General features: G+C 56.7%; 26 protein-coding genes and 2 tRNA genes. 21 read left to right on the top strand and 7 right to left on the bottom strand.

All coding sequences use genetic code 11. The features are described from left to right. The first annotated feature begins 179 nt into the window (after positions 1–179). The 10 genes from queA (at position 180) to AD944_RS13250 (ending at position 9,188) form a co-directional block, all read left to right on the top strand. On the top strand, positions 180–1,295 hold the full coding sequence (gene queA, locus AD944_RS13295; RefSeq protein WP_045542545.1) for a tRNA preQ1(34) S-adenosylmethionine ribosyltransferase-isomerase QueA: 1,116 nt from the start codon (positions 180–182) through the stop codon (positions 1,293–1,295). After that, positions 1,292–2,452 carry a tRNA guanosine(34) transglycosylase Tgt gene (gene tgt, locus AD944_RS13290; RefSeq protein WP_045542544.1) on the top strand — a complete coding sequence of 387 codons (1,161 nt, stop codon included), beginning with the start codon at positions 1,292–1,294 and terminating at the stop codon, positions 2,450–2,452. Before queA ends, tgt begins: the two co-directional genes overlap by 4 nt. 182 nt (positions 2,453–2,634) lie before the next feature. Further along, on the top strand, positions 2,635–3,720 hold the full coding sequence (queG, locus tag AD944_RS13285; protein WP_045542543.1) for a tRNA epoxyqueuosine(34) reductase QueG: 1,086 nt from the start codon (positions 2,635–2,637) through the stop codon (positions 3,718–3,720). Continuing rightward, entirely contained in the window at positions 3,717–3,992 is a 276-nt protein-coding gene (locus tag AD944_RS13280) for a ribbon-helix-helix domain-containing protein (protein ID WP_045542542.1), read from the top strand. Before queG ends, AD944_RS13280 begins: the two co-directional genes overlap by 4 nt. Positions 3,993–4,441: 449 nt before the next feature. After that, entirely contained in the window at positions 4,442–5,059 is a 618-nt protein-coding gene (locus AD944_RS13275) for a hypothetical protein (protein ID WP_145912842.1), read from the top strand. Positions 5,060–5,065: 6 nt separating this feature from the next. Next, on the top strand, positions 5,066–5,377 hold the full coding sequence (locus tag AD944_RS13270; RefSeq protein ID WP_045542540.1) for a winged helix-turn-helix domain-containing protein: 312 nt from the start codon (positions 5,066–5,068) through the stop codon (positions 5,375–5,377). A 251-nt stretch (positions 5,378–5,628) separates the two neighbouring features. Continuing rightward, positions 5,629–6,456, top strand: coding sequence for a TerB family tellurite resistance protein (locus AD944_RS13265; protein WP_045542579.1), 828 nt, complete (start codon positions 5,629–5,631; stop codon positions 6,454–6,456). A 279-nt stretch (positions 6,457–6,735) separates the two neighbouring features. Continuing rightward, positions 6,736–7,605: an MlaA family lipoprotein gene (locus AD944_RS13260; protein WP_035382455.1), complete on the top strand. Its 870-nt coding sequence runs from the start codon at positions 6,736–6,738 to the stop codon at positions 7,603–7,605. 7 nt (positions 7,606–7,612) lie between these two features. Continuing rightward, on the top strand, positions 7,613–8,233 hold the full coding sequence (locus tag AD944_RS13255; protein WP_035382456.1) for an MlaC/ttg2D family ABC transporter substrate-binding protein: 621 nt from the start codon (positions 7,613–7,615) through the stop codon (positions 8,231–8,233). Positions 8,234–8,426: 193 nt separating this feature from the next. Continuing rightward, entirely contained in the window at positions 8,427–9,188 is a 762-nt protein-coding gene (locus tag AD944_RS13250; RefSeq protein WP_045542539.1) for a hypothetical protein, read from the top strand. Positions 9,189–9,383: 195 nt separating this feature from the next. Here the strand turns inward: AD944_RS13250 and AD944_RS13245 are convergent, their stop codons facing one another. The 3 genes from AD944_RS13245 to AD944_RS13235 form a co-directional block, all read right to left on the bottom strand. Then, a complete protein-coding gene (locus AD944_RS13245; protein ID WP_035382458.1) occupies positions 9,384–9,887 on the bottom strand; it encodes a GNAT family N-acetyltransferase in 504 nt (167 codons plus the stop codon). Between the two features lie 127 nt (positions 9,888–10,014). Further along, positions 10,015–11,694 carry an energy-dependent translational throttle protein EttA gene (gene ettA, locus AD944_RS13240; protein ID WP_035382507.1) on the bottom strand — a complete coding sequence of 560 codons (1,680 nt, stop codon included), beginning with the start codon at positions 11,692–11,694 and terminating at the stop codon, positions 10,015–10,017. Between the two features lie 63 nt (positions 11,695–11,757). Continuing rightward, positions 11,758–11,831: transfer RNA gene (locus AD944_RS13235), tRNA-Ile, on the bottom strand. A 155-nt stretch (positions 11,832–11,986) separates the two neighbouring features. On the opposite strand from AD944_RS13235, the gene ppa reads away from it, so the two are divergent. From ppa to AD944_RS13215, 4 genes are all read left to right on the top strand, one after another. Continuing rightward, entirely contained in the window at positions 11,987–12,517 is a 531-nt protein-coding gene (ppa, locus tag AD944_RS13230; protein WP_035382459.1) for an inorganic diphosphatase, read from the top strand. 221 nt (positions 12,518–12,738) lie between these two features. Beyond that, positions 12,739–13,566, top strand: coding sequence for a DODA-type extradiol aromatic ring-opening family dioxygenase (locus AD944_RS13225; protein WP_045542538.1), 828 nt, complete (start codon positions 12,739–12,741; stop codon positions 13,564–13,566). Positions 13,567–13,672: 106 nt separating this feature from the next. Further along, positions 13,673–14,281 carry a YceI family protein gene (locus AD944_RS13220; RefSeq protein WP_035382461.1) on the top strand — a complete coding sequence of 203 codons (609 nt, stop codon included), beginning with the start codon at positions 13,673–13,675 and terminating at the stop codon, positions 14,279–14,281. Positions 14,282–14,535: 254 nt separating this feature from the next. Then, positions 14,536–14,612 (top strand) — tRNA-Asp (locus AD944_RS13215). A 447-nt stretch (positions 14,613–15,059) separates the two neighbouring features. Here the strand turns inward: AD944_RS13215 and AD944_RS13210 are convergent. Together AD944_RS13210 and AD944_RS13205 are read right to left on the bottom strand one after the other, a co-directional pair. Next, positions 15,060–15,587, bottom strand: a complete 528-nt coding sequence (locus tag AD944_RS13210) for a carboxymuconolactone decarboxylase family protein (RefSeq protein WP_045542537.1) — start codon at positions 15,585–15,587, stop codon at positions 15,060–15,062. Between the two features lie 274 nt (positions 15,588–15,861). Continuing rightward, positions 15,862–16,404: a peroxiredoxin gene (locus tag AD944_RS13205; RefSeq protein ID WP_006558198.1), complete on the bottom strand. Its 543-nt coding sequence runs from the start codon at positions 16,402–16,404 to the stop codon at positions 15,862–15,864. Between the two features lie 209 nt (positions 16,405–16,613). Here AD944_RS13205 and AD944_RS13200 point away from each other — a divergent pair, with 209 nt between their 5' ends. The 3 genes from AD944_RS13200 (at position 16,614) to AD944_RS13190 (ending at position 18,657) form a co-directional block, all read left to right on the top strand. Then, positions 16,614–17,600: a hydrogen peroxide-inducible genes activator gene (locus tag AD944_RS13200; protein WP_006558199.1), complete on the top strand. Its 987-nt coding sequence runs from the start codon at positions 16,614–16,616 to the stop codon at positions 17,598–17,600. Positions 17,601–17,736: 136 nt separating this feature from the next. Further along, the gene (gene ykgO / locus AD944_RS13195) at positions 17,737–17,862 is read left to right on the top strand and encodes a type B 50S ribosomal protein L36 (RefSeq protein ID WP_003625637.1); all 126 of its coding nucleotides are present in this window, start codon (positions 17,737–17,739) and stop codon (positions 17,860–17,862) included. Between the two features lie 3 nt (positions 17,863–17,865). Then, positions 17,866–18,657: a tetratricopeptide repeat protein gene (locus AD944_RS13190; RefSeq protein WP_045542536.1), complete on the top strand. Its 792-nt coding sequence runs from the start codon at positions 17,866–17,868 to the stop codon at positions 18,655–18,657. 178 nt (positions 18,658–18,835) lie between these two features. Here AD944_RS13190 and AD944_RS13185 read toward each other — a convergent pair whose 3' ends face one another. Together AD944_RS13185 and AD944_RS13180 are read right to left on the bottom strand one after the other, a co-directional pair. Then, on the bottom strand, positions 18,836–19,762 hold the full coding sequence (locus tag AD944_RS13185) for a prephenate dehydrogenase/arogenate dehydrogenase family protein (RefSeq protein WP_045542576.1): 927 nt from the start codon (positions 19,760–19,762) through the stop codon (positions 18,836–18,838). Between the two features lie 26 nt (positions 19,763–19,788). Beyond that, complete coding sequence (locus AD944_RS13180; RefSeq protein WP_006558202.1) at positions 19,789–20,847, bottom strand: lysylphosphatidylglycerol synthase domain-containing protein; 1,059 nt, start codon at positions 20,845–20,847, stop codon at positions 19,789–19,791. 208 nt (positions 20,848–21,055) lie between these two features. Between AD944_RS13180 and hpnA the strand changes: the two genes are divergently transcribed. From hpnA to hpnD, 4 genes are all read left to right on the top strand, one after another. Continuing rightward, on the top strand, positions 21,056–22,051 hold the full coding sequence (gene hpnA / locus AD944_RS13175) for a hopanoid-associated sugar epimerase (protein ID WP_006558203.1): 996 nt from the start codon (positions 21,056–21,058) through the stop codon (positions 22,049–22,051). Positions 22,052–22,063: 12 nt separating this feature from the next. Continuing rightward, a complete protein-coding gene (locus AD944_RS13170) occupies positions 22,064–23,302 on the top strand; it encodes a glycosyltransferase (RefSeq protein WP_045542535.1) in 1,239 nt (412 codons plus the stop codon). A 178-nt stretch (positions 23,303–23,480) separates the two neighbouring features. Continuing rightward, a complete protein-coding gene (hpnC, locus tag AD944_RS13165) occupies positions 23,481–24,341 on the top strand; it encodes a squalene synthase HpnC (protein WP_045542575.1) in 861 nt (286 codons plus the stop codon). A gap of 72 nt (positions 24,342–24,413) precedes the next feature. Then, the gene (gene hpnD / locus AD944_RS13160) at positions 24,414–25,304 is read left to right on the top strand and encodes a presqualene diphosphate synthase HpnD (RefSeq protein WP_006558206.1); all 891 of its coding nucleotides are present in this window, start codon (positions 24,414–24,416) and stop codon (positions 25,302–25,304) included. The last annotated feature ends 17 nt before the right edge of the window (positions 25,305–25,321 follow it).

Raw genomic sequence — 25,321 nt, 5'->3', positions numbered from 1 at the left:
CGCCTGCTCGCACTTCAAGACAGGATGAGGCGTACCACCCATGCCATCTTTTGCAAAACCCTGCTGCCGCCTTCTGCCCTCTTCCCTGTGGGCCAGACGCATCAGTGCTCACAAGGTTCAGTTTTCCATCCATCTGCCCTCTGGCGCAGGCGCTGCCTATTGCGTAAACCCATCGGGCCATGAGCGACCGTACCGAAGATTTTGATTTCCACCTGCCCGAAACCCTGATCGCGCAGGAACCTGCCAGACCACGGGAGAGCGCCCGCCTGCTGGATGTGCCGCAAGACGGCCCGTTCCATGACCGGCATGTGTCTGATCTCCCCTCCCTGCTGCGCGCGGATGATCTGCTGGTCGCAAACGATACAGCCGTTATCCGCGCCCAGTTGCACGCCCTGCGTGGGGAAGCCCGTATCGGCATCACGCTGGACCGTATTCTGGCCGATGGCACATGGCATGTGCTGGTCCGCAATGCGCGCCGCCTGCGGGTGGGCGATACCCTGACATTTACCGGCAGCCCCCACACTGCCGAGGTTCTGGCGCGGGAAGAGGGTGGCGGAGCCGTGCTCCGGTTCTCAGCAGAAGGCAGCGCCTTTGATGCGTTCCTGAAAGATGTCGGGGCTTTGGCGCTTCCACCCTACATTCACCGCCCACATGGCCCGACGGCGCAGGACGACAAAGACTACGCCACCATTTTTGCCGAGCATAAAGGGGCTGTGGCCGCCCCCACGGCGGGACTGCACTTTACGCCCTCCCTGCTGGAAGCAGTGGACGCGACCGGAGCTGAACGCTGCACGCTTACTTTGCATGTGGGTGCCGGCACCTTCCTGCCCGTGCGGGAGAACGATATCTCCAAACACCACATGCATGCTGAACGCGGGATCATCACGCAAGAAACAGCAGAGCGTATCAACGCCGTACGGCAGGCGGGTGGCCGTATTGTTGCTGTCGGCACCACAAGCCTGCGCCTTCTGGAAAGCGCTGCGGATGAAACAGGCCGTGTGCATCCGTTTGACGCTGAAACCTCCATTTTCATTCGGCCCGGCTACAAATTCCGGGCGGTGGACATGCTGATGACCAATTTTCATCTGCCGCGCTCCACCCTGTTCATGCTGGTCAGCGCCTTTGCCGGAACAGAGCGCATGCGTGCGGCCTATGCCCACGCTGTACACTCTGGCTACCGCTTCTATTCCTACGGAGATGCCTGCCTGCTGCGGTGCGCCAACCCCATTGATACCCACCGCATTTCTCATCAGACCACTGCCCACCCCACAGGTGCGGCCGGAGCCCTTTCATGACCCGTTTCAACTGGACCTGCGAGAGCACGGACGGCAACGCCCGCGCTGGTACCCTGCACACTGCTCACGGCCCCGTTGCCACCCCCACCTTCATGCCCGTGGGCACTGTGGGCACCGTAAAAGCCATGACCATGGATGCTGTGCGATCCACCGGCGCGGGCATTGTGCTGGGCAACACCTACCATCTGATGCTGCGCCCGGGCGCGGAGCGGGTGCGGCAACTGGGTGGCCTGCACAAATTCATGGACTGGTCCGGCCCGATTCTCACGGATTCTGGCGGCTTTCAGGTCATGTCTCTGGGGGCGTTGCGCAAACTGGATCAGGATGGCGTCACCTTCAAATCCCATATTGACGGTTCAACGCATCGTCTGACTCCGGAAAGCTCGACCGACATCCAGCACGCGCTGGATGCCACCATCACCATGTGTTTTGATGAATGCCCGGCCCTGCCTGCGCCGCCAGAAATCATTGCCAAATCCATGCGCCTGTCCATGCGCTGGGCAGCACGCTCCCGCGAGGCTTTTGTGCACCGCGAGGGCTACGGTCAGTTTGGCATTGTGCAGGGCGGCACAGAAACAAACCTGCGGGCTGAAAGCGTGAAAGCCCTGACCGACATCGGGTTTGAAGGCTACGCCATTGGCGGCCTTGCCGTTGGCGAAGGGCAGGAATTGATGTTCGCCACACTGGACACCACCGTTCCGCTTATGCCGCAAAATGCGCCCCACTACCTGATGGGCGTTGGCACGCCTGATGATCTGCTGGGCAGCGTGATGCGCGGCGTGGACATGTTTGACTGCGTCATGCCCACCCGTGCCGGCCGTACAGCCCGCGCTTATACAGAACGTGGCACCCTGAATTTACGCAACGCCCGCCACGCTGGCGATGCACGGCCCATTTCTCCACATTGTGACTGTCTGGCCTGTTCACGCCACAGCCGCGCCTATCTGCATCATCTATTCCGTGCGAATGAAATTCTGGGCCCCATGCTGCTGACATGGCATAATATCGCCTATTATCAGCGGCTGATGCGCCAGATACGCCAAGCCATTCTGGAAGGCCGACTGGAAACGCTGGCTACACAGCTTCGGGCTGAATGGGCCGCAGAAGACTGGACAGAAGATGAAATGCCACAACCGGTCATCCCATCCGTTTCTTGAGACTTTTCCCTTCGTTTACAGGATACGGAAATGCTCTCTCTTATGGGCCGCACTCCCTGCGGCTCATCTTGCCTTAGCATCCGCACCTCCCTTTTTCTCAGTGCAAGCCCAAACAGGTTTGGCATACAGTGGCACCTCTCTTGCCTGACCCACACACCTCTTCTTCCCAGCCCTCCGCCCACATGGAGAAACTCGCCACCCGTATTCGGGACAAAGCGCTGACGCTAGGGTTTGATGCCATTGGCTTTTGCCCTGCACATCTGGGACCGGAGGTACGCGACCGGCTGACCGATTTTCTGGCCAATGGCTATCAAGGGGAAATGGACTGGCTTGCGAAGCGCACGGAGCAGCGTACGCATCCGCAGGATTTATGGCCAGAAGCTCGCAGTGTGATTGCTCTCGGCGTGTCCTACGCCCCAGAGGACGATGCTCTGGCAACCCTGCGCCAGCCAGATCGCGGCAACATTTCCGTCTATGCCCGCCACCGCGATTACCATGACCTGATAAAAGGCATGCTGAAACACCTAGCCCAGTTTGTGGTCAAGGAAGGACGGACTGCGCTGGAAGTCCCCACACAGGCACATCCAGCCTTGGAAACGCCCCAGGTGAAGGTCTTTGTCGATACCGCGCCTGTTTCCGAAAAACCTTTAGCAGAAAAGGCAGGATTAGGGTGGCAAGGCAAACACACCAACCTTGTTTCCCGCGCGCATGGAAGCTGGCTTTTCCTGGGTGAGATTTATACTACCCTAGAGCTTCCGCCCTCCGCACCTTCGGGCGGAAGCTGCGGGAGTTGCACCCGCTGCCTGACCGCCTGCCCCACACAGGCCTTTCCAGAACCATACAAAATGGATGCACGGCGCTGCATTTCCTACCTGACCATTGAGCATTCCGGCCCAATACCGCATGCTTTGCGCCCTGCCATTGGCACACATATTTATGGGTGTGATGATTGTCTGGCCGTCTGCCCCTGGAACCGCTTTGCCCAGACCTCCCGCCAGATCAAACTGCATCCCCGGGCAGACCTGATTGCACCAGAGCTGACCACCTTGAGCCAACTGGATGATACGGCGTTCCGTCAGATGTTTTCCGGTTCTCCCATCAAACGTATTGGCCGTAACCGCTTTGTGCGCAACGTGCTGATTGCTATTGGCAACAGCCACACCCCTTCCCTGTTACCCCACGCCGAAAATTTGCTGACAGACCCTGATCCGGTCGTTACGGACGCCGCCCAATGGGCCACCCTCCGCCTGAAAGAACACCAGCCATGAGTTTGCATTTACGCAAACGTAGCCTTATCCTTTCCGGACACGATACAAGCGTGGCACTGGAACAGGAGTTCTGGCAGGTTCTGGAGGAAATGGCACAGGCAACCCAACGGCCTCTTCCGGCTCTGGTTGCACAGGTGGATTCAGAACGCCTTCCTCCGCACTCTCTGGCTTCTGCCTTAAGGGTTCATGCTCTCAACTGGTTACGCAAAAAAGTCATGGAGAGGCAAGATGACACTCCTCCTCATACCATTCAAAAAAATTACGATCCCTGATGGTTTTTTATCAATTTTCCATTCCACTATAACGGATTATTCAAAGACCGCCATACACTGAGATTGCAGTTTCAAAAGTCTGGGGTGAGAATTATCAAAACGCTTTAGAGTTTAAAGTATCATTTTGCGCCCACACTACGATGATATTAAAGACAACACATTCTGCAATAAAAAAACATCAATTTTCGTCGGATAATTTTTGAAATGACCTCTGACTAGGTGAGAAACTACCGTCCGGCATCCCCACGAGCACGGTATTTCTTCCCTGCATTCCCTCCTCCTTATCATCTTCCTACGTTGGGCGCCCACTTTCTGAGTGCCCCGATTAAACCAACGACTCATCTCTCAAACTTTGCATAAAATTTTACTTTTAATTTCAAAGTTAATTTCCTATGCTCTGTCCATGGTTACTGACAGCCATTCCCTTCCGCTCCCTTGTGAGATGCGCCATGATCCAAGACAATCACTCTCTGCAACAGGACATCAGTTTTCTGCGTGCACTTGCTGAAGCCGGACAGCATACGCCCCTTACCTTTGGCCCTTTCCTTCTTGCAGGAGGCCTGATTTTTGGTGTTGCTTCCGCTGTCGCTTGGGCAGCCTCCCTGCACCTTTTAGGTTTTGGACCAGATGCCATCATATGGATTTATGGTGTGGCAATGGCGGTTCACTGCGCTTGTATTTTCATTCTTGCACGGACAACATCCTTTACAGGTGCAGCCTCCTTCATGAATCAGGCCATGGCACAGGTCTGGCAATCCATTGGCTGGTGCATTCTTACGGTTTTCCTTGCCGGGCTGCTTATCATGTGGCGATGCCAGACAACGCTGGTCTGGGCGCTGTTTCCCTCGCTCATTCTGGGGCTTTACGGCACAGGCTGGTTAGTTGCAGCCTTGATTTCCGGCCAGAAGTGGCTGCAAATTGTTGCCGCTTCCTCTTTCATTGGGGCTCTTCTGTCTGCAATTTTCATCAACAGCCCATATCTTTTCCTGCTTTATGGCGGTTTGCTCGTGCTTCTTTTGGCGGTGCCCGGCGGTGTTCTGATGCGCAAACATAACGCGACTGCTTAAGAACCCATGTTTTCCTTTGATATTCGTGACCTGGATGAAACCATTCATGGGCGGGTGCGGCTGGGTATCATGACCTTTCTGGCATCAACAGGCACGGCAGATTTCACAACTCTCAAGGCGCATCTTCAGGTTTCAGATGGCAATCTGTCCACGCATCTCAGAAAACTGGAAGAAGCCGACTACATCCTGCAAAATAAAAGCTTTGCAGGACGACGCCCCCTCACCCAGCTCAGCCTGACAGAGAAAGGGCGCAAAGCCTACATTGCGTATCTGGACGCCATAAGCCGCCTGATTTCCATGACGGACCCCAAAGCATAAATGGCCTGCACAGAAGAAAGCCTCTCGTGTTTTCTTCTATGTCCAAAGTTCTGTGCTGATACAGACCAGAAAAGCCTGATCCCTTTTTTCGCGGCATTCGCCCTGTTCCTCGTCTTATTGCGTAAAGATCGCCATGGCAGCGTTGCCGCTAGATTGCCTTCTCTTGCAGGCCATCTGCTTGCTATGGTGTTTGCAAGGCTGAAACCGGGTACCATATGGTACTCACAGCAGACATGGTTGAAGCGAGCAGAATGGCTATTTGGGGTAAAATTTTTGGTGGCGTTGCCGGGTTTGCTATGGGAGGCCCCGTGGGAGCAGCTCTGGGCACAGCTCTGGGGCATGCCGCGGATAAAGGCACCTTGCTCCAGCCCCCCACAGGAGGGTGGAGTGACCGCTGGGCGGCCCGTGCTCATCCGGACCCCAACGGTGCGGCAACCTTTATGGCGGCCAAACTGGCCGCCGCCATGGGTAAGAAAGAACAGCTTTATGGCCTGAGCAGCGTGATTCTGTGCGCCAAGCTGGCCAAATGCGACGCCCCCGTGAACCGGCGTGAAATTAACGCCTTCAAGGCACGCTTTCGGGTTCCGCCAGAAAACATGCGTGAGTTGGGACGGCTGTTTGATATGGCCCGTCAACGCACGGATGATTATGAAGCCTTTGCCCGCGAACTGGGGCAGGCTTACGCTGATGACAAACAGCCGCTGGAAGACCTGCTGGCGATTCTGTTCACCATTGCCCGCGCTGACCTTGCCGCTGATGAACCTTTAACCAAAGAAGAAACACGCTTTCTGCAACGGGTTCACGCCCTGTTCGGGTTAAGCAAGGGGGCATGGGACCGTGCGGAGCAGGGCCGCGCACGCCCTGCCATGGCGGAAGAAGATGCTTACGTGATCATGGGGGTAGAGGCCTCTCTCTCCAATGACAAGATTCGCGCGCATTGGAAAACGCTGGTTCGCCAATATCACCCGGATGTGATGTCTGCCCGCAATGCGACACCTGCCGAAATTGCGGAGGCTTCTGCCCGTATTTCACGCATTAACGCGGCATGGGATCTGATCAAACGGGAACGCGGCCTGTAAACTGGCCGTCTGCCACCCAATAGAATCCCCTCACTCGCGCTTAATAATGGAGCGAGAAACCCCATAATTGCGGCATTCAGGCAACAGAGAACAAAAAAATCACACCTTGCGATGAACCGAAGGGCCAGAGAGGCGCTTTTTTTCCTCTACCCTGCCTCACGCGCAGAGAAGCCCTGCATTGCGTAGCGCCGTTCTCGTGGTAGACAAGGCGGCAGGATAGGCCTGCCATACGGTCAGGTCAGATTAAGGATGCGTCACAGGGTGAAGGTGAAGGCGGCAATGAATTCAGGACGGAACGGTATGCGGCTCCGCCCTCGCGGTCAGGCACAGAATGGTCAGACCCGGGCAGGCTTTTCGGCTTATCGCCGTTTCTCCACCCGCTCTTCTCTTCTTGCCGTTTCCCTGCTGGCGCTGGCCGGGTGCAGCAGCATCCGCACGCCTCCCCCCAAAGACCCCGACGCTTTAGCCGAATACAAACAGGCGAATGACCCCTACGAGCCCCTGAACCGCAAGGTCTACAACCTGACCATGACGTTCGATAAATGGGCGCTGCGGCCGGTAGCCAAGGCCTATGTATGGGCCGTGCCCCGCCCTGTGCGGAATTCACTGGGCAACATGATCACCACCATGAACGAACCCTCTGTCTTCTTTAACGATGTTGGCGCAGGTAAGCCACGCCGTGCGGGGGATGCGTTTGTACGCTGGTGCATCAATATGTCAGTCGGCCTTGGCGGGCTGATTGATGTCGCCAAAATGGCCGGATATCCTCATCATGATAATGATGGCGGGATGACGCTGGCCAACTGGGGTATTCCCTCTGGCCCTTACCTGTTCCTGCCAATGGGACCTTCCTCCATCCGTGACGGAATTGGTTACGGGATTGACCAGGGGCTTTCCCCTTGGAACTATGTACCTCGTGGATATGGGCTGATCAGCTTCAACTGGGCCTATAACATGATGGGCATTGTGCACGGCCGTTCAGAACATCTGGATGAGCTGGACGCACTGCAACGTGATGCTCTGGACCCCTACGCCACCATCCGCAGCGCGTATCAGCAGCAGCGCAAAGCCCAGATTGAAGCTATCAAGAACGACCACCGGGCGACTGTGCCTTTGTGGTACCATGTCAAAAATAAACAACAAGGGTAGCACTGACATGACATTCCTCTCTGGCCGCCGCTTTCTTCTGGGTGCCTTTGCCATGGTCTGTGCAGGTAGCCTTTCTATCCTGCCCGCACATGCAGCTCAGAATACCCGCCTGTTTATTCAGGATTTCGGCAACAAGCTGGTCGCAATTGTGAACAGCCCGGTTTCTCTTTCTGAAAAAAAGGAAAGGGTCATGCCGCTTATCCAGCAGAACGTGGATATTGATGGCATTGGCCGCTATTGCCTTGGCCGTTACTGGAAAGCGGCCACCCCTGCCCAGCAGAAAGAATATCTGGGCCTGTTCCACCAGGTTCTGGTGAACGCCATTACAGATAAACTGGGTGATTACCGCGGTGTAAGCTTCACCATTGGCAACGTGACCAAATCTGGTGAAGATGATGCCGTTGAGGCCACCCTTCTCCGCCCGCAGCAGCCCCCCGCAACCATGCAGTGGATTGTGAACAACTCCTCCAAAGTGGTGGACGTAATTGGGGAAGGTGCCAGCCTGCGCCTGACGCAGCGGCAGGATTACTCTTCCTACATTGCCCGCAATGGGGGGAGCGTAGATGCGTTGATCGGCGCTCTGAAGCGCCAGATTGCACACCACACAACCGCCGCCACGCAGCAGTAAGCCTCTTTTTCAACCTTTTACGGTTGAATGACCAAGCGCCACTCTTCTGGAGTGGCGCTTTTTTTATGCGCCATCTCTTCCCCTTTTTTGAACGTTCCACATCGGAAGGAACCTCTTCTCCTCTTTCGTTCTTTTAAGACACACGATGACAAAGAACTGAGCGAGACAGGACTGGACGGGAAAAGGCACAATCATGATTTTTCTGCGCATATTCCTTGGACACAGGCGGGCATTCTTCCAGCCCTATGCGGCCCTGACAGGTATCTTGCTCCTGTGTCCTCTGCCCTCTGAAGCAGGCTCTTCACCAGCCTCTCGTTTTCAGGGGTGTCCGGCAAATGGGCAGACAGGGCCTGTTCCCGCGCCCACACTCTCGCACTTCACCTTGCCTGCGCCTCTTCCAAAAGGGCTGGCGCTTTATGCCTCGCAAGACCTTGCGGCTGTGGCGCCCGCAGGCTGGCATTGTCTGGAATTATATGGGTCTTCAGGCGCGTTTCTGATGCTCAAACCTGATGCTTTTCCCCAAACAGACTCGACATTGGAAGTCAGAATCAGCGGCCCCGGCATTCAGGTTTCCTCAACGTCCGGCACAACCAGCGGCCGTTTTGACGTGGCCCGCACCATTGCCCGCGCCTTCCCTACACACCAACCCTTTGTGCAATCCGTCATTCAGGAGGGCATAGAACCCACCAGCCGCTTTCCAACCGGCCCATACCCTGATGACCAGATAACCCGCGAAGGGGATAGGGATATCGCTTTTGTAACGCCAGCCCAGACGGTCGGATTCGGCACGGAAAGTCGGCTGACAGCCAACAACACCCCGATCAAAGACGTGATCCATCTCACCTCCGCGCAGGATTTGATGACGATTCATGTGCGCCTTGCCTCGAACCAGAGCCATCTAACTCAAACAATTATTGATCAGACCCGCAAACTCAATGCGGATTTCGCCCGATAAGTGGCCGCTGCTGCCCTTTACCTTCAAAACGCTTCACTGATTTTGCAGAAAAACAATGTGACTGCCTGAGTCTAAAAGGAAATGTGAGGTTCCAATTTCAGACTAACAGGACGAAATATTGGCGGAAGATGATGCAAACACCCTTCCAGAAAGACACCATGAGAGACTTTTCAACGCAGCCCTAAAGTCATCTCTTCAGGAAGGCCGGATACTCTCATAGACCACCATGGTCTGGCCATCGCGCTGAAATGTTTCACACTCACGCATCCCGATTCCCTTCAGAATGCTACGGGAAGGGAGATTGGTCTCTTTGGCCACGGCGATAACACGCCGAATGCCCGCATTATGCGTAAAGCTTAAAGCGGCGTTGGCGGCTTCCCGCGCAATACCTCTGCCGCTTGCCCATGGGTACAGGGCGAACCTCAGCCCAAATCCGCGCCCGTCCGGCCTGTCATGAATGCCGGTCATACCCACAAATTTGCCGTGCTCATGGATGGTGAAAATACCCACACGATGACAGGCCCAGAACGCAATATCATCCGCCATATCGCGTTCAGCTTGTTGACGGGTACAAACCCCGCCCAGCATCTGGCCAAAAGCACCGCCATCGGCCTTGAGGCGAACCATATCTTCCATGTCACGCCAGGTAACTGGCTGGAGCACCAAACGGCCAGTGCGGACTGTCCGGGCATCAGACATGGCACGCCCTCCGCACAAAGGCAGGGGTACGCGCAAACGCCCCGGCATGGGGCGTCAGACAAGAAAAGATAGATTTACCTGAGGGCAGACAGGACGGATGCCGCATCAGACACCCATCCAGACCTGATCAGCGGGCGATAGGCCGATAACGGATGCGGCCCGGTTCCGTAGCATCAGCACCCAGACGCCGGCGTTTGTCTTCCTCATAAGCCTGGAAGTTTCCTTCAAACCACTCGACGTGGGAATCCCCTTCAAACGCCAGAATATGCGTTGCCAGACGGTCCAGGAACCAGCGGTCATGGGTAATGACCACGGCACACCCCGGAAATTCTGCCAAGGCTTCTTCCAGCGCGCGCAGGGTATCCACGTCCAGATCGTTGGTTGGTTCGTCCAGCAGCAGCACGTTGCTTTCCTTGCGGAGCATCTTGGCCAGATGCACGCGGTTGCGCTCACCACCGGAAAGAATGCCAACCTTCTTCTGCTGGTCTGAGCCCTTGAAGTTGAACGCCCCGACATAAGCACGGGAAGGAACGGCGCGCTTGCCCAGATAAATGACATCCGTCCCGCCGGAAATTTCTTCCCACACGGTCTTGTTGGGGTCCAGATCGTCACGGGACTGGTCAACATATCCCAGCTTTACAGTCTCACCGATTTTCAGTTCACCCGAATCCGGCTTTTCCTGACCCACGATCATCTTGAACAACGTGGACTTACCAGCACCGTTCGGCCCGATCACCCCGACAATACCACCCGGCGGCAGTTTGAAGCTGAGATCGTCAATCAGCAGACGATCACCAAACCCTTTGCTGAGGTGATCGGCTTCAATCACCGTGCCACCCAGACGCGGGCCAGGCGCAATGACGATATCTGCCACACCCGTCTGCTTTTCAGCACTCTGGGCCAGCATTTCTTCATATCGCGCAATACGGGATTTGCTCTTGGCCTGACGCGCCTTGGGACTGGACCCAATCCATTCCTGTTCGGCAGCAAGGGCACGCTGGCGGGCACTTTCTTCCTTTTCTTCCTGTGCCAGACGCTTGCGCTTCTGTTCCAGCCAGGAGGAATAATTGCCTTCAAACGGGATACCGCGACCGCGTTCGATTTCAAGAATCCAGTTGGTCACGTTGTCCAGGAAGTAACGGTCATGGGTGATGACCATCACGGTACCCTGATAATCGTGCAGCGTCTTTTCCAGCCATGCCACGCTTTCTGCGTCCAGATGGTTGGTTGGTTCGTCCAGCAGCAGGATATCAGGCTTTTCAAGAAGCAGGCGGCACAAAGCCACACGGCGGCGTTCGCCACCGGAAAGCTTGTCTACCGGGCTGTCAGCAGGCGGGCAGCGCAGTGCATCCAGCGCGATCTCCAGCTTGCGGTCCAGCTCCCAGCCATCGCCAGCATCAATCTTTTCCTGCAGATCGGCCTGTTCAGCCAGCAGGGCATTCATTTCATCATCTTCCATGGGCTCGGCAAAGCGCATGGAAATCTCGTTGAAGCGGTCAACGGCCTTTTTCAGGTCGCCAAAGCCTTGGGCCACGTTCTCGCCAACGGTCAGTTTGGGGTCAAGCTGGGGCTCCTGCTCCAGATACCCGACCTTTACGCCCTCAGCCGCCCAGGCTTCCCCGCCATATTCCTTATCAATCCCCGCCATGATCTTGAGCAGGGTGGATTTACCGGCACCGTTAACGCCCAGAACACCAATTTTCACGCCCGGCAGGAAGGACAGCGTAATGCCTTTGAACACTTCCCGACCACCCGGATAGGACTTGGTCAGATCCTTCATCACATAGACGTATTGATATGGTGCCATGAGATGAACTCCCGCGAATGGACTGGTAAAAAGGCGCCGATAAGGACGTGAAAGGCAAAAACCTGCGCCCGGCAGGACTTGAACCCGCAACCTAGCCGTTATGAGCGGCCCGCTCTAACCAATTGAGCTACGGGCGCGCAGGTGGCTCTCTGATTACGCAACCTGACACATTTGGCAAGAGTTCTGAGTGTGAAAAACAGCCAAAATTCACTCCCTTCTGTTCCGACTTGGCAAGTTGCACCATGGCGGATAGGGTCTGGCATCCGTATTTTACCCATGCTGGAGCAGCCTTATGGACGTGTCGAAACTCTCTCCTGGTAAAGATGTGCCGTTTGACATCAATGTGGTGATCGAAATCCCGCAGGGATCTTCCGTCAAATACGAAATCGACAAGGAAAGCGGCGCCCTGTTTGTGGACCGCTTCCTGTTCACGCCCATGGCCTACCCCACGGCATATGGCTTCATTCCCGGCACGCTGGCCGCTGATGGAGACCCGACAGACGCCCTGGTGCTGACCCCCAGCAACGTTGTGCCCGGCTCCGTGATTCGCGCCCGTCCCATCGGTGTGCTGAAGATGGAAGACGAATCCGGCCAGGACGAAAAAATCATCTGCGTCCCGCATGACAAGGTTCACCCGCAGTTCAGCAAAGTGGAAAGCGTGCAGGATCTGCCGGAAATCACCGTCAAGGCGATTGAGCACTTCTTCACCCGCTACAAGGATCTGGAACCCGGCAAATGGGTGAAAGTGACCGGCTGGGGCACCCGTGAAGAAGCTGGTGACTTCATCCGCACTGGCGTGGAAGAAGCCAAAAAGGCCAAATAAAGCGTTTTCGCCTTTCCCTATGGCCTGGCAAGGCCGCAGGATGACCTGAGAAAACCGGAGCCGGTGGCCTTATGCCCCCTCCGGTTTTTTTATGGCTTACGCTCACATCAAATCCAATCTCACACTTCGGGTGTGAGATATCTTACTGAAACACAGGATTATCAAACGAGGAAGAGAAGGCAACACTCACACCATTGCACCTGCCAAGGTTGATTTGTCCCATGCCTGACCTCTCTCCTGTTTCACAGCACCCCAAGCGCCAGCCAGTCCTTTTTCTGCCGCATGGTGGCGGTCCGTGCTTCTTTATGGACTGGCCGGACACATGGGACACCATGGCGGCTTATCTGCGGGACATCCCTCACACTCTGCCCCAGAAACCGGATGCCATTCTGGTGATCTCTGGCCATTGGGAGACCCGTGTTCCAACAGTTACGTCTGGCACACAGCTTCCGCTGATTTATGATTATTATGGGTTTCCTCCCCATACCTATCATCTGAAGTATGATGTACCGGGCTCGCCCGAATTGGCGGAAACGGTGCAACATTTACTGAAAGACGCTGGCATACCGGCGGAAGCAGACGCTGAACGTGGTTTGGACCACGGAGTCTTCATTCCGTTTATGCTGGCGTTTGAAAAAGCCGATATTCCCGTTGTTGAACTCTCGCTCCAACAGGATATGGACCCGGCCCTGCATCTGCGCATCGGGCAGGCGCTCGCCCCGCTCCGTGACCAAAATATCCTGATTGTGGGCACAGGCATGACCTACCACAATCTGCGCCACTTCATGGCGGCGAACCCACAGTCCGATGATGCATCCCATCAGTTCGATACGTGGCTGGCCGATGCTGTGACCCAACCGGCAACCTTACGCAATCAGGCCCTCATTCAATGGGAAGATGCCCCATCCGCGCGCATCTGCCACCCCAGAGAAGAACATCTCCTTCCTCTCATGGTCGTCGCAGGGGCTGCGGGCACCGATGGAGGCGTGCGGACCTATAGTGACACGGTCATGGGTAAATCTCTCTCCGGCTTTACCTTCGGAGGCTGATCTTTTTTCCCCGGCAGAGCACGAACCGGACGGTCTTGCGTTACGCAACACGAACCGTCTGCCCCTCTGCCTCTTTTTCCTCACCATCAACCAAGGACATTCCTTCATGTCTAAACGTATCTTTGCATGCTCTCTTGCCGTCATCGGGATGGCTACCTCTCTCGGCATGGCTCTGGCTGACAGTGCGCCCCAGCACGTTCAAAGCGGCACCTACAAGGTTGAGCCGGGCCATACGCAGGTTGTGTTTTCCCTGCTGCATTTCGGCTTTACCAATTATTCTGGCCTATTCTCCGGAGCCAGCGGTTCCCTCACTTTGGACAGCGCGCATCCGGCGGCCTCCAAACTAACCATTTCCGTACCGGTCAGCAGTGTTCAGACCACCAGTGACAGGCTGACAGAAGAACTGAAAGGCGCTGACTGGCTGGACGCTGGCAAATATCCCACCGCCACCTTTGTCTCCACCCAGGTCACACCGGATGGTAAAGGGGGTGCTTCCATTACCGGTAACTTTACTCTGCATGGCGTGACCCGGCCCCTGACACTCCAAGCCCACTATGTAGGCTCTGGTGTAAACCCGATGGACAAAGCCTATACGGTCGGCTTTCAGGCCACCGGGGTTATCAAACGCAGCGAATTTGGCGTGAAAACGTACGTGCCAATGGTGGGGGATGATGTCACCCTCACTCTGGCTGGCGCATTTGAAAAACAGAATTAATCTGTCTCCCCATCCGTGTTCCAGCGGATGGGGTTTTCCGGCCTCTTCATTCTGAGGCGCTTACACGCAAAAATATCAAGGTTTCCCCTCTCCTTTCCGCCTCTGTCCACGGGCTTGGTTTTCCTCTTAAGTCTCTGGATTAAAGAGAAAAATACATAATCTTGCATTTTTTTACCCAAACCCTGTTGCCAAACGAAAAATCCCCGTTATAAAGCCCCTCATACCGACGCACACTACTGGTAAGCGTCTGGACTGCGGGTGTAGCTCAGTTGGTTAGAGCGCCGGCCTGTCACGCCGGAGGTCGCGGGTTCGAGCCCCGTCACTCGCGCCACTTTCTCATTTAAAACTTTATCAAAATGAGCAAGGGCGCGTTTCTACGTGACTTTGATAGCTGCTGGATTTTCCAGCTTCGCTGTTTCCTTGCTTATTGATAATATGGACACCAGAGCTGAGGCTATTTCTGCCACCGCCTTATGTGCCCGAACTCTCTCACAGTGATACTCCAAGAGAGACCCCTAGAACATTAACAACCTATTTCCTGATACCTGCTAAGGGAAGCTTTGCTCGGGACGAAACAATCACTTTCCCTTTTTATCCAAGCAAACCTCCCTATCCTTTTGAGCTATTCTGTCTCAAATAAAAAACCTCGGCACCCCTCCCCTACACACGAAAGCTCTGAGGCCTTACTAAAGGAAGGCCCCTCACTCACGCGGTTAGCAGGCAGGATGTGCCGAGGTTTTTGAGGCTGAAAAGACGCCGCCCGATAGCGGACTGAGCGTCAATCACGCAGAGCAGCAGCGCCTTCTACAGCCACAGCAACGGCATGCACCGTCGCAGCAATACGGGCGGCGGTCTGAACAGCTTCTGCACCCAATGCGTCGCGCACAATTTTCTCGTGGCTGGTCACGCACAGGTCACATCCGTTGATGACGGACACAGCCAAGGACCACAGTTCAAAATCCGCTTTTTCCACTCCGGGCCGCGCAATAACGCTCATACGCAGTTGGGCAGGCATCTTGGCGTAATCACCACCAGCCATATGCACAAAGCGATAGTAAATGTTATTCATACCCATAATGGCAGCGGCAGCCTTGGCGGCATTCAATGCTTCGGCAGAGAGCTTGCCGCCAAATTCTGCAACAATGGCCTTGGTCACCTCATCATTGCGAGACGCGATGGCAGACGCAACAAACGCACCGGCAAGCTGCTGCGGTGTCAGCGTAATATCATTGGCAAGAGAGCTGAGATTTAACCTCAGATCCTTCGCGTAATCGGGAATACGATCCTTCAGGGCATCAAGGGACATTGGTCAATCCGCAGAAAATGAAAGGGAAACAGAAAAAGCAAGGCATATGGACGCCGGTGCAGCGCACCTGACACAAACCCTCCGTCAACAGCGAAGGCCCGGCGTAAACCATAGGAATAACCCGCATGGGCGGGAAGGCTCAGGCTTCTACTCCCATCAAACCGGAGCAGAACACCCTGAGACAGAGCCCCCACAGCGGCACGAAACCGCTGCGAAGGCCACGGCCAGACCAAAGCCATCACTGGCATGATCTGGCTTTAACACAGCAGAAGGATCAGACTTTGATGAAGTCGTCACCCTTCTTCCAGTTGCAGGGGCACAGTTCGTCGCTCTGCAGGCCATCCAGAATACGCACGATTTCCTGCGGGTTACGACCCACGGACAGATCGTTCACGGACACGTGGCGAATGACGCCGTGCGGGTCCACAACAAAGGTTGCGCGCAGGGCCACACCGGCATCCTTCGCCATCACGCCCGTGCCTTCTGTCAGCTCACGCTTGATGTCAGCCAGCATCGGGATCGAGAGATCCTTCAGGTCTTCGTTGTGCAGGCGCCAGTTAAGGTGCACGAACTCGCTATCGATGGACACACCGTAAACAACGGCATCACGATCAGCGAAATCTTTGGACAGCTTGCCAAATGCCACGATTTCCGTGGGGCAAACGAACGTGAAGTCTTTCGGCCAGAAGAAGACAACCTTCCATTTGCCAGCGTCAGACTTATCAGAAATCTGAACGAATTCGCCCTTCAGCCCTTCCGGACCACCCGGAACAGCAGTCAGATCAAAGCTCGGAAATTTATCACCAACGGTCAGCATCAGATTGCTCCTTATATGTTGGGCATATGTTACAACGGCACATGGGCACCGCTGCCGCGGAAGTATCTATGGCGCGATGCGTCCATTCATGCCAATGAATATTTTATATTAAAACAATCGGAATGATCGATTAACAATCCCCCTCTTGTTCGTCAGAAGAGAATCATGTCCGCGCATCTGCTGCCAGCCGTAAACGCGTAAGGTCTGCCATGCTCCCCCTCCCATCCGCTCAACAACTCCGCTACCTGATTGCCCTTTCGGAACTCCGCCATTTTGGCAGGGCGGCAGCAGCCTGCGCCGTGACGCAATCGACGCTTTCTGCGGGAATCATGGCCCTTGAACGCCAGCTTGATGCCCAGCTTCTGGACCGCACTGTGGGAAAGAAAGTGGTCTTCACACCGCTGGGGCATGACATTGCCAATAAGGGCCGGCAGGCGCTGGAAGCGCTGGAAGCCGTGCCGCAACTGGCCGCTGCCGCCCGCACACCACTGACAGGTGCGCTACGGTTGGGCATTATTCCGACAATTGGCCCTTTTCTCCTGACTCCGCTGGTCAAAATCATCCGGCTACGCTTCCCTCAGATTGTGCTCTCCCTGACAGAAGACACAACCGAACATCTATTGGAGAAACTGTCCCTCGGGCGGCTGGATATGCTGGTACTGGCCATGCCCTGCCTGTGTGATGGCACGGAAACGCTCCCCCTGTGGCAGGACCCGTTTCATGTTGTCATGCCGGAAGGCCACGACCTGAGCCACCTCACGCATGTGCCGGTGGAGCGCCTGGAAAACCAGCGCATGATCATGATGGAAGATGGCCACTGCCTGCGCGAGCAAACGCTCGCTGTCTGCCGCCAGGGCCGAGGATGGGACAGTTCGGACGGAGAAGGCGACTCCACATTTACAGCCACATCACTCCAGACCATGGTGGAAATGGTGGAACTCTCTCTGGGCATTGGGGTAGTGCCCGCATTGGCTATTGAGAACGGTCTTCTTCAGAATCATCGTGTTGTCGCCCGTCCGCTTTCCGGCGGTCCGGTGTGGCGCACCATCGGGCTGGCATGGCGCCCACGCTCCCCGCGCGCAGCGGATTTCCATACTCTGGCTTCAGCTTTTGCCACCCTTGCGCCCGCCAACCGGGAAACACCAAGGCCGGACCTTTCCGCAATCGGGAAAAAAGACACAGCCAGATCCAAATAAAACGGCAAGAAACCAGACCCAGAAGAAGAAATTCCGTCTGGAACCCTTGAGAAACATTGACTCGTACAGGCGGGGCCGGTATGTGCCCACTCAACTTGTTTCCAGTTCCTTAAGCATCGGCGGAGTAAAACGGGCCATGAAAATCAGAAACAGCCTGAAGTCAGCCAAGGTGCGCGATAAAGATTGCCGTGTCGTGCGGCGTCGCGGCCGGGTTTATGTCATCAACAAGAAGAACCCCCGCATGAAGGCTCGTCAGGGCTGATCCATGCCATCTCCGGCCTCTTCCGGCTGGCGTTTGACGCATGACATGCGCGCAACCCGTTTTTCCGCACGCCGGAGAAACGGGTTTTTGCATTTGCGCTCCCGTTTTCTGATACTCCTCATGGCTGGTTCCTGCCTGCTTGCCTCTGCCGGGCAGATAGTGGCAGCCCCCGCTTCCACGACACATCCACCTGCTTCCGCTGGCTCAGCCCCTTCCTCCGCCCCGTCCAAGGCGCCTCCGCCCGCAGCTACATCACCTCAGCAGAGCAGCGACGATAACAAGCCTTCTACCCCTTCTGCCAAGAAACTGACCCGTCAGGACCGGATCGGCCTGTTGGCAGACCAGCTTGCCCACGCCAAGACGCCAGAAGAAGCCCATACGCTGGAAGACATGCTGGAAACCCTTCGTTCTGCCGGGCTTTCCCCCACAACCCAGCTTCTACTGCGTCGTGCACAGAAAGATGTGTCTGCGGAAAAACCAGATAACGCTGTGGACGATATGGGAGACGCCATAGCTCTCCAGCCAGACCAGGCCATTCTCTGGCGCTCACGCGCCCAGATGCGTCTGGTCGCCGGAGATCTGGCAGGAGCCGTGCAGGATCTGGGCGCAGCCCTCCAGCGGGACCCGAAAGATGCCCAGAGCTGGAACCTGCTGACAACTGTTGAAGAGCACCGCAATGATGGTCAGGCCGCGCTGAAAGCCTGGCAGAAAATGCTGGATCTCAATCCCATGGCGGACAAAAATCACAAGCGCCTGGATGCGCTCCGTATCAAAGCCTTCGGCCAGCCTACCTGAGATACGTCCGTTCTATACGAGAGCGGTTTGAAGCGTCTGGCAGATCGGCCCCACAAATCTGTTTGGGACCGAAGATGCTGGATACTCGTCCCGATGGCCTACCCCATCGCGCCTTCAAATGAGCCTTTCAACTCCTGTGCGGGCTGATTTTTCACACGGCGTCTAACGGCGGCACGTCTTAGGCCTGCTCGTTTTCAATCAGGCTTTTGCGGATTTTCCGCCCCCGTTCGATGCGGTCCACAATATACGCTTCATCTCCCCATCGGATGGCACGTGCCATGGCTTGTGCGTCTTCCATGAAGCGCGCCAGCATTTCCAGAAGCGCATCCCGGTTTAACAGAAAGATATCGCGCCACATAATGGGGTCAGAAGCTGCGATACGGGTAAAATCCCGAAAGCCGGATGCAGCAAAATCCAGCACTTCCGAGCGCGTTTCATCTGCCAGATCATCCGCCGTGCCACAAATGGTAAAGGCCAGCAAGTGCGGTAGGTGACTCACAATGGCGCAAACACGGTCATGATGCGCCGGGGTCATTTCCCTCAAGCGTGCCCCACACCGCTCCCATAAAGTGCGAATGGCGTCCACAGCTTCAACAGGCGTGTTGTCCAGCGGGGTCAACAAGCACCAGCGTTTTTCAAATAGCGTAGCAAAACCTGCATCCGGCCCGGAAAACTCGGTGCCCGCCATTGGGTGCGCGGGCACATAAGGGACATCGGGCCGCAAATAAGGGGTAATGGCTTCTATGACCGAAACCTTGGTTGATCCCACTTCTGTCAGAATCGCACCCGGACGCATGGCGGGCAACACCTGCGCAGCAACAGGCCCCATTGCCCCCACAGGCACGCACAGCATGACACAATCGGCCTGCGCCGCGGCCTCAGCAGCATCGGCCATGACTTCGTCTGCTATGCCCAACTCGGATACCCGCGCCCTGACCTCTGGCGACACATCAACCGCAATGACACGCCGAGCCAGCCCTCCGAACTCCCGCGCACGCCGAAGGACAGAAGATCCGATCAGCCCCGGCCCGACCACCACCAGCGTCTCGAACACAGGAGGAAGAGGCACCGCTGACGCACCGGGACGACTCTGGTTGTCAGGCATGGAAAGCCCCGCATCGGCCACGCCCGTCACTCCTTCACCACGGAAGAAGCCGGAACATAGCCAACCTCTGTTTTAGGCATGGGCTTGGCGCTTGTCGTCCGCAATCCACGCACTTCCATGAACTGCCACAGCAGCAATACCGGAATACCAATGGCCAGTTCACGCCCACGCCGCAGGAGAGAAAGCCCGAGAGAGACGGAAGAATCGATTCCAAAGGCATGACCAAGGGCCATATAGGCTCCTTCCTGCACACCCAGACTGCCCGGCACCAGAAAGCCGAGTGACATGATGGCGCACGTCACACCCTCAACAGCCACCGCGTTGGGAAAGGAGAGAGACGCGCCAAGGAAACCCGCTGTCATCCACAGCATGGCGGCACTCCCCAGCCACCCCACCAGATGGTAGGCCGCAGAGGCGCAGATACGGCCAGGCCGACCCCATACTGCTTCCATCCGTTCCTGCAGGTCATCCGCGCCATTGAGCACGCTGTCATGCCACTGAGACGCCAGACTGCGGGTGAACATCCCCCCAAAACGGCGGAAAATGCTGCCACCATGCCGCTGGGTCCAGATAAAGCCTGCCGTGCCGACAATCAAAAACACTGCCCCTATAATGACAGGCATCACAAACGGGCTGTTGCGCTGGTGGGCCACCAGAAACGCCACCCCCAGAAGCACAAAGGCCACCTGCCCCATCACTTCCGTGGTGATATCCACCAGATTGGCGCACGCGGCTTCTGGCAGATCGACCTGTCTGGCCTCACGCCCATGCAGGCCGTGCCCGGAACAGGTGGCCCGAATCCCGATGACAATCCCCCCAAGCTGGGAGAACGGCAGACAGGTTGCCGCAGCATCACGCACCATCCGCGCACCAAGCAGGCGCAGATAACCAATCTCGGGAAACGCAGCGTGCCAGGCTAGGCCCAGCACTCCGTCCACCGCCAACTGGCAGCATACCATCAGAAGAAAGCCGCCCAGACCAATACGCATAACAGCATGAACCACAGAGCCAAAACCGCTCCATGCCATGGCTGCCGTAATGGCCAAAAGGCCCAGCAAAGTAAGAAAAATCGTAAGCTTTTTCAAGGCCTAAGCTCTATCTGCCCGAGAAGCCCCCCTGGGCCTCCCAGCGCCTGGCGGCAGTCAGTCCATCCAGGAGGGCTTTGTTCGTGAGTGGAGGATCACTTACACCAGCACGGGGTCTGGCGCCACCTTGGAGGGCAGGATAAAGAGACAATCCAGCCGTTCGGGTTTCACACCCGTCCTTTTTATACCCTTGTGGGAGCGCACTTTCATGACCGCCCATACGCTCGTAACCGGCGCGACAGGTTTTGTCGGGTCTGCCGTAGCCCGTACGTTGCTGGAACGCGGCCACACCCTGAGACTGATGGTGCGTGAAGGCAGCGATCGCCGCAACATTGCCGATATTCCGGCCGAACTGGTGGATGGTGATCTGTCCCGCCCGGAAACCTTCGCCCGCGCGGTGGAAGGCTGCCGCTATGTGTTTCATGTTGCTGCTGATTACCGCCTGTGGGTGCCTGATCCCGCCCCCATGATGACGGCCAATGTAGAAGGCACGCGCCTGCTGATGCTGGCTGCGCAGAAAGCTGGCGTTGAACGCATTGTCTATTGTTCCTCCGTTGCGGCACTGGGCCTGATTGGCGACGGTACGGAATCGGATGAAGAGACTCCTGTGCAGGAGCATGGCGTCATTGGCATCTACAAGCGTTCAAAATATCGTGCGGAACAGGAAGTTCTGCGCCTGGTGCAGGAAAACGGCCTGCCCGCCGTTATTGTGAACCCGTCCACACCCGTTGGCCCGCGCGATATCCGGCCGACGCCGACAGGCCAGATGATTCTGGACTGCGCAGCGGGCCGCATGCCCGCCTACGTGGATACGGGCGTGAATATTGTGCACGTGGATGATGTGGCAGAAGGCCATGCTCTGGCCCTCGAACGCGGCACCATTGGCGAGAAATACATTCTGGGCGGAGAAAACTACCTGCTGCGGGATCTGTTCGCCATGGTGTCTGAAATTGCCCATGTGCCACCGCCGCGCATCCGTCTGCCGCAGGAAGTGATCTGGCCTGTTGCCATTGTTTCAGAATGGCTTTCCCGTTCTTTTGGGTTCTCTCCGCGCGTTACGCGTGAGATGCTGGCCATGTCCCGCAAGAAAATGTTCTTTTCATCAGAAAAAGCCATCAAGGAACTGGGCTATTCCCCCCGCCCTGCCCGCAAGGCAGTGGAAGACGCCATTACCTGGTTCCGTAATAATGGAATGCTGAAATAAGGAGGCTGAGGGATGGTTTTCGGCCTGGCTGTTCTCTCCGCGCTCATCTGGTTCGGGCTCATCTTTTTCCACGGTAAATTCTGGCAGGGCGGCCCCATTCTCCGCCCTGCCAACCCTTCTCATACCCCTGCGGATATTGCCCCCAGTGTCACAGTGGTCATTCCAGCGCGTGACGAGGCCGAAGGCATTGAAGCTGCGCTGGGTTCCCTGTTGCAGCAGGATTATCCCGGCAAGCTCTCCCTCATTCTGGTCAATGATCGCAGCGAGGACGATACGGGGGCTCTTGCCCGCAACCTTCCGGACCCCATGGGGCGCCTTACAGTTCTTGATGGTGCAGATCCGTCTCCCGGTTGGAGCGGCAAGCTCTGGGCCGTGGCGCAAGGTGTGGCGGAAGCCCGCCGACAACAGGAACAGGACACCGGCTATATCCTGCTGACAGACGCGGATATCGTCCACGCACCGGCCCATGTTTCCACTCTGGTCGCCAAAGCCCAGACAGATGCCTTGCACATGGTTTCTGAAATGGTGGAGCTACAGTGTGAAAGCCTGCCAGAACGCGCTCTGGTTCCGGCCTTTGTCTTCTTTTTCGCGCTGCTCTACCCCTTCGCCAAGGTCAATGACCCTGAAAGCCGCACCGCTGGCGCTGCTGGGGGCACCATTCTGATCCGGCGCGACACATTGGCCGAAATCGGCGGAATTGCCGCACTGAAAGGTGCGTTGATTGATGACTGTACATTGGCCACGTGCGTCAAACAGGCCGGAGGACGGCTGTATCTGGGTCATTCATGCCTCGCCAAATCCATCCGCCCTTATCCGTATGTGGCTGATGTCTGGCGCATGATTGCCCGCACCGCTTATGTACAGCTTCGTTTTTCGCCCGTGTTGCTGGTGCTCACGGTTCTCGCCATGTGCGTGGTGTGGGTGGCACCGGGTGTTATTGCGCTGTTTGGTCACGGTCTGGCCCGCTGGGTCGGGGCGGCCACATGGTTGGTCTCCATCGGCTCCTTCGTGCCAACCCTGCGGCGTTTCCGTCTCTCCCCCTTGTGGGCACTAACCCTGCCGTTTGTGGCGCTTTTCTATACAGCGGCCACCATCGGTTCTGCTGTCAATCATTACTGTGGGCATGGTGTGGTGTGGAAAAATCGCGCCTATCGGGAAGCTATTCCCAATGATGGCCGCATTAGCCCTGCCCCTGCGCAGCAGGAAGAACCGATTCGCTCCGCCCAGCGGGGTGCCGGCCCCGGCCGGTAACCCCACCCCAAGCAGAACAGGCGGAGCAATACCCCAACACCACAGGGCAGGCGAAAACCCGGTCCTGCTTCAACCCGGTACCCGGCCAGAAAATCTGTCTGCACGCGCAAGGAGTAGGCACGCCTGAACAGAGGGTGTAAAGGTCCGCTTCATGATAGCCAACCGCGCAGAGCCGAGCATGACCGAGACATCATCTGTATGGGGCACGGCAGACGTTTCCTCCGGCAAGGGTGCGTCTGACGAGAATTTTCCTGTTGGCTCCCTGCTGATCAGCAAGGCGCTGCGCCCGCATGTGCATGCCTATTACGCCTACGCCCGCGTGATTGATGACATTGCGGACTGTGAAACCCTGACACCAGAGGAAAAGCTGGCCCGCCTGAACGCCATGGAAGACGTTCTTCTGGGCAAGCGGGAAGCCATTACACGACAGGACTCCATGAGTGCCGCCGTGCTCCGGGCCTCTCTCACCCGCACTGGGGTTCCCTTTGAAACCGCAACAGATCTGATCATCGCTTTCCGGGATGATTCTCGCGGGGTGGAATACAAAACGTGGGATGACCTGCTGCGCTACTGCAAATATTCCGCCAATCCTGTCGGGCGCTTCCTTATTCAGTTGCACCGTGAAAGCCTCAATGCTTTTCCGGCATCTGATGCTCTGTGCACCTCTCTCCAGATTCTGAACCATCTACAGGACTGTCAGGGGGACCTGATCCGGCTGAAACGCTGCTACCTGCCGTCAGACATGCTGGCACTGGCCGGAGCATCGCAAGAGGACATTCTGGCCGGACGCACCAGCCCGCGCCTGCGCCGCGTCTTCAATACCCTGCTGGATGGTGTGGACGATCTCAACCGTCAGGCCGCCACGCTGCCCTCCCACATTAGAGACCGCCGTTTCCGTATGGAATGTGCCGCCATTGTGGAACTGGCCAAGCGGCTGACCCTGCGCCTGCGCCGGGAAGATCCTCTGGCTGGGCGGGTTGCCCTGAAACGGACTGATGCCATGCATGCAGCCCTTGCGGCCCTGCGGGGATGGTCTTGAGCTTTCCCTCTGCCGGAAGTTCTGTAAAAAGACCGTGTTTCGAACAACCATGAACCAACAGGTGGAAAGCGCGTGACAGCCGAAGACATCCAGACGCATGACAAGCCAACCCCGCTTGGGTGTGATCCTGCTGATCTGGCGTGGGTAGAAAGCACTGTAAAACAGGCTGGCACATCCTTTGCCGCCGGTATGCGCATTCTGCCCCCCATGCGCCGCTACGGCATGTACGCCATCTATGCCTTCTGCCGCGTGGTGGATGACATTGCCGATGGGTATGAACCCATGGAAGAGCGCAAGGCCCGTCTGGACGCATGGCATCAGCACATTGCTGATCTCTATGATGGCAAAGCGATTGACCCGCTTGACCGCGTTCTGATGGCTACCATCCGTTTCTTCTCCCTTCGGCAGGAAGATTTTGATGCGGTGATTGACGGCATGATCATGGATGCCGAAAACACCATTGTTGCCCCGGATGAAAAAACGCTTGATCTGTATTGTGATCGCGTAGCCTCCGCCGTTGGTCGCCTTTCTGTCCGTATTTTTGGGGACAGCACACAGGAAGCGGACAAAGTGGCGCATCACCTCGGCCGCGCTTTACAGTTGACCAACATCCTGCGTGACATTGCAGAAGATGCCGCCCGTGGTCGGCTTTATCTGCCGGGCGATCTTCTGACACGCTTCAATGTGCCGCATGATCCCATCAAGGCGCTCTCGGCTCCCGGCTTGCAGGATGTGGCCAACATTCTGGCCGCCCGTGCGGAGGATCATTTCCGCGCCGCTTTTGCCACCATGCGCCACTGCCGCCCCAAGGCCATGCTGCCAGCGCGCATCATGGGGGCAAGCTATGAGGCTGTGCTGGTGGCCATGCGGAAGCGCGGCTGGAACAGCGCCGTCTTGCTGGACCGGCCTCACACCTCCACTCTGGGCAAGGCCTTCTGGCTGACCGCCTCCTACCTCCCGTAAGCTGAGAGCGGAAAGAG

The organism is Acetobacter tropicalis (assembly GCF_001580915.1).
GTDB classification, from domain to species: domain Bacteria; phylum Pseudomonadota; class Alphaproteobacteria; order Acetobacterales; family Acetobacteraceae; genus Acetobacter; species Acetobacter tropicalis.
The sequence above is the reverse complement of the archived record's forward strand: the minus strand, read 5'-3'. Positions and strand labels throughout refer to the sequence as shown.